This is a genomic window from Shewanella sp. ULN5 (assembly GCF_030731885.1).
GTDB classification, from domain to species: domain Bacteria; phylum Pseudomonadota; class Gammaproteobacteria; order Enterobacterales; family Shewanellaceae; genus Shewanella; species Shewanella holmiensis.
On record NZ_JAPJEE010000004.1, the window covers coordinates 59,410 to 72,540 of the forward strand.

The 13,131-nt window shown below is 41.6% G+C and carries 8 protein-coding genes; 2 read left to right on the forward strand and 6 right to left on the reverse strand.

All coding sequences use genetic code 11. The annotated features are described in order from the left end of the window. Positions 1-149: 149 nt before the first annotated feature. Positions 150-860 carry a tRNA (adenine(22)-N(1))-methyltransferase TrmK gene (locus tag ORI98_RS05460; RefSeq protein WP_306134554.1) on the forward strand — a complete coding sequence of 237 codons (711 nt, stop codon included), beginning with the start codon at positions 150-152 and terminating at the stop codon, positions 858-860. Positions 861-1,176: 316 nt separating this feature from the next. Here the strand turns inward: ORI98_RS05460 and ORI98_RS05470 are convergent, their stop codons facing one another. The 5 genes from ORI98_RS05470 to ORI98_RS05490 all read right to left on the reverse strand — a co-directional run bounded on the left by ORI98_RS05470 (position 1,177) and on the right by ORI98_RS05490 (position 8,817). Beyond that, positions 1,177-2,361: a PLP-dependent aspartate aminotransferase family protein gene (locus tag ORI98_RS05470; RefSeq protein ID WP_306134682.1), complete on the reverse strand. Its 1,185-nt coding sequence runs from the start codon at positions 2,359-2,361 to the stop codon at positions 1,177-1,179. A gap of 299 nt (positions 2,362-2,660) precedes the next feature. Continuing rightward, positions 2,661-3,554: a LysR family transcriptional regulator gene (locus tag ORI98_RS05475; protein ID WP_261299903.1), complete on the reverse strand. Its 894-nt coding sequence runs from the start codon at positions 3,552-3,554 to the stop codon at positions 2,661-2,663. An 897-nt stretch (positions 3,555-4,451) separates the two neighbouring features. Further along, the gene (locus tag ORI98_RS05480; protein WP_306134555.1) at positions 4,452-6,110 is read right to left on the reverse strand and encodes a deoxycytidylate deaminase; all 1,659 of its coding nucleotides are present in this window, start codon (positions 6,108-6,110) and stop codon (positions 4,452-4,454) included. 113 nt (positions 6,111-6,223) lie between these two features. Then, positions 6,224-7,084 carry an alpha/beta hydrolase gene (locus tag ORI98_RS05485; RefSeq protein ID WP_306134556.1) on the reverse strand — a complete coding sequence of 287 codons (861 nt, stop codon included), beginning with the start codon at positions 7,082-7,084 and terminating at the stop codon, positions 6,224-6,226. Between the two features lie 527 nt (positions 7,085-7,611). Then, positions 7,612-8,817: an EAL domain-containing protein gene (locus ORI98_RS05490; protein ID WP_306134557.1), complete on the reverse strand. Its 1,206-nt coding sequence runs from the start codon at positions 8,815-8,817 to the stop codon at positions 7,612-7,614. Between the two features lie 123 nt (positions 8,818-8,940). On the opposite strand from ORI98_RS05490, the gene ORI98_RS05495 reads away from it, so the two are divergent. Then, on the forward strand, positions 8,941-12,174 hold the full coding sequence (locus tag ORI98_RS05495) for an ATP-binding protein (protein ID WP_306134558.1): 3,234 nt from the start codon (positions 8,941-8,943) through the stop codon (positions 12,172-12,174). Between the two features lie 131 nt (positions 12,175-12,305). Here ORI98_RS05495 and ORI98_RS05500 read toward each other — a convergent pair whose 3' ends face one another. After that, a complete protein-coding gene (locus ORI98_RS05500; protein ID WP_306134559.1) occupies positions 12,306-12,815 on the reverse strand; it encodes a hypothetical protein in 510 nt (169 codons plus the stop codon). Positions 12,816-13,131 lie beyond the last annotated feature (316 nt).

The window sequence follows — 13,131 nt, forward strand, 5'->3', positions numbered from 1 at the left end:
AGTTAACTTATCATTTTATGGAAGAATCAAAGCAATATCTATAACTATCGCCATTTTATCCCCTAGCGGTAACAGCTTATTATGGTTAAAATCTCGCAACTTTGATAAACATCACCCACGTTGCAAGCTTTAACACTCAATTAGGCCTTATGAAACTCAGTCACCGTTTATCCCATATTGTCAAAATGATAACCCCACAATATGAGCATATTTGGGATTGCTGTTGCGACCATGGGTTATTGGGCGCACAGATACTGAATCAAAAACTCACTACCACAACCCACTTTGTGGATATCGTCCCCGAGCTGATGCAGCAAGTTGAACACAAGCTGCAATTATTTTACCCACAGCGCCCCAACACCCCAGCTCACTGGCAAGTGCATTGTATTGATGTGGCGCGATTGCCATTAGATGATTATCAAGGTCGACAATTGGTGATAATTGCGGGTGTGGGCGGGGATTTAATGATCCAAATGGTTCAACAACTGATGAACGCACACCCGTCATTAACCTTAGATTTTTTACTTTGTCCGGTACATCACGTGGCCAAACTACGCGCTATGCTCAATGCCAATCATTGCCAATTGATTGATGAACAACTTATCTGCGAAAACCGCCGCTATTATGAGGTGCTTTACGTGAGCAGGCCGGCAGCTGATCAAATAAACCTCACATCAGCGCCGTTAATCAGCTGTTTTGGCGATAAGATTTGGCAAAGTCATTGTGATGAACAATCGATTATTATCAAACGTTATCTAAACAAGGTGTTGACCCATTATAAAAAAACCGCCAACAGTAAATCGGCAGTGGATATCAGCGTGATAGCAGGCTATCAACACATTGCCGACAGCCTTGAGTAAAGGGCTAGCATTAAACGGTTAATATTTAACAGACCCTAGGGTCTGTTGATCTTTCAAGGTTGTTTTTGCAGCGAATTGTTGGCCATTTATACAAGGCAGAGGCTTTGCTGTGTAGTTATTCTACATAATACGCCGATAACGTAGTAAAAATGGCCAACAAACGCTGTCCGAAGGATTCGGCTAAAAACGAATTACGCTTTGTTGAGTGAACTTTGCTTAGATTGCTAGGCTACACTCCACTCGCCGCGCTTAATTCGTTTTTATCTCGAACAAAATTCCACCAGCAAAGATCAACAGGCCCTAGCAAATCAAACCATTAAGCCAGAGCTTGCTCTATGTCGTTAATCAAATCTTGCACATTTTCAAGACCCACTGAAATTCTTAACAAATTATCAGTGATCCCAGCGGCCAATCTGGCTTCGGGGGTATAAGGTGAATGAGTCATTGAAGCGGGATGCTGAATCAATGATTCTGCATCACCTAAACTGACGGCAATCGCAAACAGACCAAGACGATTAACAAATTTAATCGCATCTTGTTTATTGCCTTTTAATTCAAAGGCAATAACCCCACCGGCTCGTTTCATTTGATTGCCAATAAATCGATGTCCAGCATGTTTAGCAAGTCCAGGGTAAAACACCTTGCCAAAGGCCGGATGGTTATCTAAATACTCAGCCAGAACTTCAGCATTATCACAATGCCGCGTTAAGCGAACATCTAAGGTTTTTAGACCACGTAAAATAAGCCAAGCATCGTGCGGTGAAATCACGCCGCCAAAGTCTTTCAGTATTTCATATTTAAGCTTATGTAAATGCTCACTACTGCCACACACTATGCCAGCTATCACATCACCATGACCATTAAGGTATTTAGTCGCACTGTGGATCACCATATCAATCCCCATAGCCAGCGGCTGCTGCAACAAAGGCGTCATAAAGGTGTTATCGACAATCGATACCAATTGATGCTTTTTAGCGATTTGAGCCATCGCCGCTAAATCAAACACTTCTAAATGTGGATTGACTGGCGTTTCACAAAAAAGCACTTTGGTTTGTGGGGTAATCGCCGCCTCGACTGCGGCTAAATCTGCAAAATCAACCAAGGTGGCATGAATGCCCAATCGGCTTAACTGAGTGGTCATTAATGCAAAGGTACAACCATAAACGGCCTTAGAGGCCACTAAATGATCGCCCGCTTGTAAATGGGTGAGCAAAGCACTAGATACCGCCGCCATGCCAGAGGCACACGCCGCGGCATCTTCAGCGCCTTCTAGTAAGGCCATTTTTCGCTCAAGCTCAGCGGTTGTCGGATTGCCTAAACGGGTATAAATATAACCAGCTTCATCTCCTGCAAATCGGGCACCACCTTGCTCAGCATTATCAAACACAAATGTGGCACTTTGATACAAGGGCGTCACTAATGCCCCAAAGGCTTCCCGTTGATGGCCACCGTGAATGGTGAGTGTTGCTAAATCCCAATTCGCTTGTTTGTTATCTTGCATCATATTCTCCTTGCTCACTTTGTTATTGTCGTTATTGAAGTGCGAGCCAGATTTAAGATACAGAGGAATAAGATATAACCAAGAAGGATAAGGCAAATAGTCCCGCCGCAAGATGTAAATACAATGTTACAGACAGACTTCCCCCTTTGGGAAGGAAATATCACCCGAAGCATGGTGCAAGATATTTAGCCAAACATAACAATGGGATTGATGATGGAGGACATGTTATTTCTGAAAATAAATGTCATGCTATTTGTTGATTACGATATAAAGTCAGCACTAAGAACTGATAACCACCATTACACCTCCTCTTTATAAGTCGGTTTTACTTGAGCAATAAAAGCCTGTGCAGCAGCTGTTAATGGTAAATTTTTACGCCAAATAAAGGCTAACTCCCATGCCACTTTTTCATCTAACGGAATAAATTTAACATTAGCCGACGACACTCGCTTACAAATTGGCTCGGGTAAAATGGCGTACGCCATTTGTGCTTCTGCCATTGCGGCCATAAACTCCCACTGCCCGGTGTGCGACACCACATTAAGTTTATACCCTGTACCCTGGCAACTTTGACTAATCACCTTACCAATAGCGAATTGGTCGTTGTATTGTACAAATGGTCGCCCATCTAAATCTTGCCATGTTAGCTGAGTTTGGCTTGCCAGCTCATGGTCAACATGCACACAAACATGTAAAGAATAACGCTCTAATTTGAGTATGTTAAATTCATCAGCATGGTTGGTAGGCAAGGCTGTAACACCAATATCTAAACTGTCATTGAGTAAGGCTTTCTCAACCGCAAACCCTCCCACTTCAAGCACATTAACTTCTATACCAGGATATGTTGTTTGAAACCTAGCCAGCATATTAATAAACATACCGCCTGTCATTGGGCTTAAACCTAAACGTAATCGACCAATTTTTAATCCCGTCAGCGCATTCATATCTTCATACATACGGTGCCATTGACCCACAATTTGTTGAGCACTTTTGGCTAATAGTAATCCAGCTTCAGTCACTTCCACTTTCTGGTTATTTCGGATCAACAATTTTTGATCAAGTGTCTCTTCCATTTTTTTAATGGTTTTACTCAGTGTAGGCTGCGTCATATAAAGCTGTTCAGCCGCTAACGTAAAGTGGCCAACTTCAATGACAGTAAGAAAACATTGCAAATTTTTAATTGATACATTCATGCCAAAATGGAATCCACTAAGTAATATTTTATCATTTTACTTATTTATACCTGAGGAATATAGTTATTTCACACCAGCAGTTAACCGTTTAATTTAAAGGATTTTGACATGAAAGCATTCAAAAACTTATTTGCTAGCGCACTTGTACTTGCAGCGCTTCCTGAAAAAGTTGAAGCAAAAGTAAAGCAATCTGACGCTAAGAAGTCATAATCAGATTTGGTCATTAGCCTTATTTCTAATACCCTTTAACTGATACCAGACACGAATATTTTTGTTGGTGCTTCCCCCATTGGCACTGCAAATATCAACCCTGTCTGATCACACTGATATCTCCACCCCACCTATATCAGTTATAAAATGTCAGTTATAAAATGTCAGTAAAAATCCGCAGGCCAACCACCGCGGATTTTTTGCATCTAAATCAATAGCGCCAAGCCCTAGCGCTAACTTAGCGCATACTCAAATGTATCAAGCAATATTTGCACTAAAAATTGATGGCAACTTATTAAAAAGTCATCCATCTCTAACGCTGTGCATCAATACGTTTTCATCTTTTCAGCGTTTCACTTTGTCTGCATCGACTCTTATCACTGCCTGCAGATGAAAACTCCCTGTTTATGACAAATGAATGCAAAAGCACAAACATCAATAGCGCAGATTATCGCCAACCCAAGTATTCTATAATGTACTAAAATATTGATATTTAGAGGTAAATAAATTAACTGGCGATGCTAAGGGATCGATGCGGCTCATAAATCTAACTGCTCTGCACACACCTAAAAAGCGTAAGTTCTTACGCCGATATTTACACTATAAAGGTATCACTCGGGCTTATGCTTCATAATCGAGAGCACACTTGGGATAAGGACGCGGCTACGCGCGGCCTATCCTTATCTGTTAGGTGTCTGCTAGCGCATTTAGCTCATCTTTATACGCAACAATTGGAGTATAAAGCCTATGAAATGCTCTTCCTATAGCCCCAAAAAATATTACCATTTTAGGGTTATGTGCACCGCCCATTAAAATATGTCTCATTGCTATACCCGGATAAGGATCAATATAATAAATATTTTTAATACCTAGTTGATAAGCTTTTTTGGCACATAATTCACAAGGGCTAGCTGTAGTAAATAAATTTCCATCTTTAATGCCTCTGCCACCATATTTAGATATCTGTAAGAAGGCGTTCTCCTCAGCATGAAGAGAACGGGTATGTACTTGATTTGACTTCCCAGTCATTGAATTGTATTCAGACTTAAAACAGTAAGAAACGTTTCGACCTGTATCTTTTATCGGAATAAACCGAACATTTTGTTCTTTAAAGTGTTCAATAAATTTTGATTCAGTTTTTTCATATTCTGAGTAAGCAGCTTGATCTTTACCTTCAACTAAATCAAATCGATTTCTTAAATTACATGGCACTTGTCCATATGGTGCATCATTCCAACCTACAGCCTGTATTGAAAAGTTGGCATCAGTAATAATTGCACCTACTTGGCGAGAAATACATCCTGAATTTAGCTTGGCTGTATAAGCCATTTGCATACAACGTTCCAAAGCTGTAGGTGTGACTATTCCCGGTCTTTTCATCAGCGAAATAAATGTAAGCAACTGATTGGTAAGTACTTTGAATTCAGAAACCGCATTATCAGCATTAGGATTACTTACGTATAAATCAGAACGTTGAAGGCAAGCCTGTATATCTTGAGTTACAAAAGAGCTTTCTTCTTCAATATCTGTATCAACATATTCTTGTGCATCAATACCTTTGATAGCAGGATCGGTATAGCCAAGATCTCTTAACCTTTGTTTCCTTTGCTCATCTTCACAAGAAATAGCCATAAGGTAAAATGAAGAATACCTTTCTTGAAAAAAAATTGCTTCGAGAGGACTTCTTATAGCATCTATAACAATAAATGTTTTTTCGTCTTTTAATTTCTGATCTAATAACACTTTAATTATGGTGTTTATTCGTTCTGCTAGTGTGAAAAATAATCCCTGTTTTTGCGATTGGTTTAAAGGATTTCCAGATTTCCTGATGTTTTGACCAATATTTTGATACAGCTTTACGAAAGAACTTTCACCTAAAATAACTTTAATTTGTTCACACATTGAAGGAAGCTTTACAGAATAAAATACTCGTGCACTTTTATTCGAAAGTGAAAGTTCGAGTTCATCTTTAATGTTGGCAATTATACTAGCTACATTCTTTATAGACTCAGGAGTTAAAGAATATTCTGGAGAAGATAAAAACTTATTAACTTTAGCTTTATCTTGCTCAGCGACCATTAGCGTTATAACTGAACGAACTTGGATTAATATAAATGGTTGCCAACTATGCTCAAAATGCTTAACTATGATTTTTTCTTTTCTTTTACTATTATCAGCAGGACAATCACCTTTAAAAAGAGAGTGTCTTATATTCTCTTTTGGGGACGCCAATATTTTAGCTACAGTAGAACATCCACTTCCTGTACGACCAGTTAAGCCTAATAAGATGAAATCATCATCTTCCCCATATATTTTAGATATTGCTGAACTAAGGTAGTTTTCCATTTTACTTCCTGTGATTGTCGATTTAAAAGGCAGGTTAAACTCCTGACACCTAACGCCGCGCTCTGCGGCAAATTTGGAGCGCAGCGGAAAATATGTCCGACAGCAGCGCTTTGTTAGCTACCTTTTTGTTTTGGAATAGCTTTTTGAAGGCCATCCGTTAGTAACACTGCAAAGGCGCTTTGATGAGTCAATCCTGACAATACTTTGGATTGGATGCTTAAGCCTTGATAATCGCGTGATTTTAACTGATTCTCGAATGCCTGCATTTCCTCTACCATACTACCTTCTTCACTACCGATGTACATGAATACACTTGCTTTCATGGCCTTATTATTTTTTGCAAAGTCACTTTCCAGCCGAAACATCACTTTGTTGTCATACCAGAACGATGGGCTACCTAAGATGTAGTAGTCAAATAGTTCGGAATTAGTGATCAAGATGTTGGCGCCAAGCAAACCGCCATATGAGTGGCCAACAAATATTTTTTTATCCTGTCTGATTCGATATGTTTGACTAATCAGCGGTAAAACCTCGTCTGATATGAAACTAATATATTGACTGGCTTTCCCTGAATGCTTTTGAACTTCGAGCGAATGTCCCCTTTTTTCATTTGGGGCATATGTTGGTGTGTAGTCTCTTGTGCGACTAAGCAAAGGATTATGTCCTTTGGAATATGAAATCCCGACAATAATGACATCCTCAATATCCCGGCCTGCCATCAGATGCACAATGCCACTCGCCACTGCAACTGAATAACCTGTGTCATTTAATAATACCAACGGGTATTTTTTGTTATTTTCTGAGTAATCGTTTGGCAGGCGGATATAAAGTTCGTATTCCAATCCGCTTACTTCAGACTTTATTTGCAGGGTATGCGTATTTCGAATTTTAAATTCAGTACTTGCCTCGGCACTTATTGACGCAGAGAAAAAAACAACAACAGCAAAAACCAACTTAATAAACTTAAATAACATCATTTTCCTTTAATATGCGAAGGTTAAACACAGCTAACGCTCCACTTAGGGGCGAATACCGCAGACTAAAATTCAGGAGCACAGCGACTGGGAGCCTGCGAGTATTTGTCCCTGAGTGCGTAGCGCACGACTACAGTGGCTTGTTAGGTTTTTCTGCAAGTTTAAGCTGATGAAGTAAAGTCATAAACACAAAAAAAGTCATACCCTGGGCTACAGAATATGCACGTGGTACGCCAAACTCAAACAATATAGGACCTAATATCTTAAGTTGAAAGACTATCATCGGAATAAAGCCAGTTGGCGGAATTTAGAGGGTGAATGAGTCAGGGGATTTCAGTGAGATACATCGAATGAGGGGCAAAAAGGTGGTTTATACTTCCTATACTCGAATGTGAAGTTACTTTACGCCACCGCTATGACCAATGCTAACCTGCAGCAGTTTAAGCGTAACATAGAAGCAATGAAAAAGAAGATGGGTGTATAATCTCTCGCTTCCCCGCTGTAATACGCTGGGGGCGTATCTTGGGTCATTCCGCTTTGCTGTTATACATCGTCAGCCAGCCACACAGATCATCCATCGGCATTGGCTTGGCAAACATATAGCCTTGAATAATATGGCAGCCTAAGGCTTTTACTAAATCGAAATCTGCTTGGTCTTCTACCCCTTCCGCGACCGTTTTAATGGCCAATTTTTTAGCTAAATTCAAGCTTGACTCCAAAATGGCATAACTAACATGATTTTGCGTGGCGCCGTGAACAAACGATCGATCCACCTTTAACTCGTTAAAAGGGATGCGCCTGAGTTGCTCCATTGTGGAAAAACCCGTGCCGAAATCATCAATCGATAAGCCCAGCCCCTTCAAACGAAAGCGCGTCAATATGTCTAAGCTCGTGGCTAAATCGCGGCTTAATAGCGATTCGGTAACTTCAATTATCACGTATTTAGGCAATATTTCATGCGCTTTTAATGCTTTTTGAACCCGCTCAGGTACATCTAGCCAAGCTAAGCACTGTGCCGAAAAGTTCACTGATAATGTTACTTGCCAGCCTTGTTGATGCAAACTGGCCAAATCTGCAAACGCTTGCTGATAGATGATTTCAGTCAGCTCGTTGATTAGGTTGAGTTGCTCGGCAAGCGGAATAAAAATATTGGGTGGAATCAAGCCTTGGCGAGGGTGTCGCCAGCGGGCAAGGGCTTCAATTCCAACCACGGCTAAAGTATCACTGCACACTTGTGGTTGATAGAAGGGTTCAATCTCGTGGTTTTGCAGTGCCAAGCGCAATTCATTGGCGAGGTCATTGGCACCTAACTCCCGCGACTCTACCGTTTTTACTAACTCAGGGCTTTGCAGCATCTCGAGTAACTCGGGTGCCAAAATGGGTTTTTGTAATGAGCCAAGCACATCAATTTGACGCTCTTTGGCAATGCTTTCTGCGGTTTCTAAAATCCTTTTGTCTTCCCCGCTAATTAAAATGAGCGATATTTTATTAGGCAGCTCTCCGATATAGCGGATCAGTTCAATGCCATCTAATTCTGGCATGTTCAGGTCAGAAATGAGTACATCGACAGGCTTAAGCCGAGAGCTTAAGTGTTTAAGCGCCTCGGTCGCCACATCGGAACAAATAAGCTTAGTTACCCCCGCTTTTTGTAAAATACGTGTTAGCGTTTTTAAAATAAACGCGTCGTCATCGACCACCAAAATACGCATTTCTTGAAGAGTTTTAATCGGCATTGGAATCGCACCTGTAGCAAAATTGATGAAATGTCGTGATAGTTTTCTTAACTATAGCTATATTTATTTAATTTGATAACGTCTGCATGACGAAATATGAATATGAACGATTAGGTTACCTTTATGACACTGCGTAGCAACAGCTTTTTTTCTCTCAATACGATTGGCGGCAAGGTGGCAATGGGGATGTTTGCCATCAGTTTGTTAGTGATCGTCCAAGCGGGCTCGAGTTACTTTCTCAATACGCGAGTGCAGGCGGACACCACCTCCGTTAGCAGCACGGATATCCCTATCGCGCTCTCCTCGGTCAATATGCTTGATGAATTAGGGGATATGAACGCCAATATTTTGGAATATACCTTAGGCGAGCCGGAAGAGCGCGATGATTTTGAAGAAAATCGACGTGCCTTTCGTAGTTATTTTGGGCAACTTATTGCTGCCAATCAGGTTGAAGTGAAGCTGGGTGAATCGGTTAATCCGCGCATTGCTGAAATTGAATCTTTGTTTGGTGAATATCATGCGCGAGCCCGCGCCGAAGTGTTAAATGTTTATCAACCTGAACAAGAGGCGTGGGCGCGGCAACGTTTGCAGGGGCTAGTGAAATTTACTGGCGTCGAGCTGGAGGCCTTGCTTGAGCAATTAAAAGAAAGTGAGTTAGCCGATGCGGGATCGGGTGAATTAGAAAGCTATCTCGAAGTGCTTAACGATGATTTACCCGGCGTGCAATATTACCTAGAAATTCGAGATGAAGCGGGGGATATGCTCGGCAGTTTGGATGATTATGTCGATGGCAACCTCAATGCTAAGGCTGGCTTTATATCGAGCAGCCAAAATTTTGAGTACTTTTTCAATAAGCTACAGCCGTTGGAGCAAAAACCGAGAGAAATAGAAGACCTTGCTAAGTTAAAAGCGCTTTATCTGGTGTTGCGCGATGGCGGCTTTGAGATTTTTAGTCGTTATGATTCTAGCCAAAAACAAAGCGCTATCAAAGCCACGGACGTGCTTGAGCATCAGGTGTTTTCACGTTTGGAAACCATACTGGATAACTTAGCGATTGAGGCTGATTCACAGGCAAGAGCCTCCCTTATTGGCCTAAAAGATCTTACGGCATCGAATCAATATTTTTTAACCGTTTCCTTATTTTTGGTTTTAATGTGCTGTTTTACCATTATTTATTTTTCCTATCGCACCATTAGTCGCCCGATTGCCACCCTTAATCACACCATGCGCGAACTGGCAAAAGGCAACACGACGGTCGAGATCACCTATCAAGATCGCCGTGATGAAGTGGGCGACATGGCGAAGTCTTTGGAAGTGTTTAAACAAAATATTATCGAGCGCGATCGAGTAGAAGAAGAATTAGTTAATGCACGTGATAACGCAGAAGCGGCGTCAAAAGCCAAAGCGAACTTCTTAGCTACCATGAGTCATGAGATCCGCACACCGATGAATGGCATTATCGGGATGATCGATTTATTAATGACCACGCAGATGAGCCGTGAGCAGCAAGACATGGGCGTCACCATTCGTGATTCCTCTTTTTCGCTGCTCAATATCATTAATGACATTTTAGATTTCTCGAAAGTAGAAGCCGGTAAGCTTGAACTAGAAGAAATCGAATTTTGCCTCGCCGATGTACTCGATGGCGTTGTTGATACGCTAGTGCCGGGCGCGGAAGCGAAAAAAGTGACATTACAACTGTACACCGACCCTCATATTCCACGCACCATGATGGGTGATCCAGTGCGGCTACGCCAAGTGCTCTTCAACTTACTGGGTAATGCGGTTAAATTTTCCAGTGGCCCCGATCGCAAGGGTCGGGTGAATATTACTGCTAAGCTGCGGCCAACCTATGATGAGAGCCGCGTCAATGTTGATATCTCGATTAAAGACAATGGTATAGGTATTAAGCCGCAAGACATTGAGAACTTATTCCAGCCCTTTACTCAGGCCGAATCGTCCACCACTCGTCGTTTTGGCGGCACCGGCTTGGGCTTGGCTATTTGCCATAATTTGGTGCAGTTAATGCGCGGTGACATCCAAGTTGAAAGTGAGCTGGGAGAGGGCTCGACGTTCCATGTGTTATTAAGTTTTGCAGCCCATGGGCAGAGCGCAGCATTACGTTATGATTTTAACGATGTTTGTGTGTTTAGCTTTTTGAAAGATGCTTGGCTGGCGCGTTATGTGCCCGAATATTTACAGGCGACGCAAGCCGTACTTATCGACAGTGTTTACAGTGATATGGCTGCGCATTTAAGCGCCAGTAACAGTCAGTTTTATTTGGTGGTCACAGACGATTATGAAGACAGTATTCGCCGCGTTGAAAAATACGTTCCCGCCTCATTAGCTTTGCGTTTACGCTATTTAGTGCTATCAAAAACCTCTCGCGGCGCGGGTATTATCTCAGATCAAGCGTTCTCTATTTGCGTGCAGCCCCTGAAACAAAGCACGTTAATTCATGGTCTTAATGTCGCTATCGGTAAAGAAAGCCCAGTGGATACTTTCCAAGATACCAGTTTTGATATTATCACCACCGAGTTGTCGGTGGCCGATGCTGAGGCTGCGGGTCAGTTGATTTTAGTGGCGGAAGACAATCAGACTAACCAGCAAGTAATTAAAAAACAATTACGCAAAATTGGCTTTACTTGTGTGATTGCTGAAGATGGGATAGAGGCGGAGGCTTTGTATGACCAGCATCAATTTGGCTTGGTGCTGACGGATTGCCACATGCCTAACCGCGATGGTTACGAGCTGGCGCGAATTTTAAAAATTAAACAGCGTCGCGATGATAAACCCGTGCCTGTTGTCGCGATCACGGCAAATGCTTTATTAGGCGAAGCGGAGAAGTGCTTGGCTGCGGGGATGGATGATTATTTAGCAAAGCCAGTTGAGTTGGGTAAGCTGCAAAGCATGGTTTATAAATGGTTGAAAATAAGGCACGCAGATCAAGTTGCCTCAAATCAAGCCACTCCGTCAACATTAACCGAACTCAACGACATTACTGTAGATACTTTGCTAGATGATGCGGTCATTGACAATATTTTTGCGGGGGACATTGAGGACTACTGCGACTCTTTAGATGATTTTATGCAATTGAGCTTGCCGCAATTAAATGCCATGGCGCAAATGCATAAAGAGGCGTTTGACTTGGCCATGATGAAAGACTTAGCGCATAAACTAAAATCGTCTGCCATGACGTTGGGTGTGAATAAAGTAGGCGAGATATGCCAGTATATTGAGCAAGTTGCCAAACAGGGGCAACAGGCACAAGTAGTTCAAGCGTTACAGCAACTAGAGCAAGTGTTACCTAAAGTGGAAGCTGAAATCGTAAAAATATTGGCAAGTCGATCAGTTTAACGTGACAAATTTAAGTAATTGTATTTGTTGCGCTTATGTAACGATTTCTGCTCGGGTGGATTTAATAGACTCAGTTTATATAAATTAACCATTCCGCCCACCTTTAATAAATCCACATCACGCATTTTGACTTAAATACGCTGCCACACTTCCTGCTCTTTCAACACACCGTTTTCAATCCGTTTAGTGAATAGCTTGTCTTGCTTGAGGGTGTATTCAAATTTAAACGCCGCGCCTTCTGCTACCCCAAATGAATTAAGCTCTGGGGTTTCAATATAATATTTGTCGCTAAATTGATAAGTACCAGTACCAGCGGCCCAAAATTGTTTACTGCCTTGCACATCTTTAATGGTGGTGAAGCTAAAATGACTATCTGAAATGATTTTGATTGAACGTAAATTAAGATGTTGGTAATCAACCCATTGCTGCTTTTCATCAAGATATTGACCTGAGACTAGCTGCCATGTACCAATTAACGGATTAGATTGGAGGCGTTCTTGCTTGGCATAAGCCGCTTCAAGTTGCGCATTTAATGGAATTGCATGGCCTGTTTGCACTATTGCTACACTCGTTAGCAATAACATCACACTGCAATGCTTGAGTGTACTAAAACTGGTTACTGCCATTGCCTTAATATTCATTACACTATTTCCCTATAGTTTTGAGCACTCGTTTTAGCTTTGGTTTTAGCTTTGAGCGCTAGTTTTAGCTTTGAGCACAAGCATGAGTACCAAGCCAATATCCCAAATAGCCTCAGCATTGTTTAACTTGCTGTTAATATTATTGATTTATATCACTTTGGTAAAAATTTCGCGCTATCACCCAATAACAAGCTGATACTGACTTTTGCGCTGACTGTGCTGACCCAGTTTTTTGCGCTGACACAGTTTTTACACTTACGCTGATGTTAACTGCGCCATCATAACTTAAAACCTGCTTGGGTAAATTACACTAAAG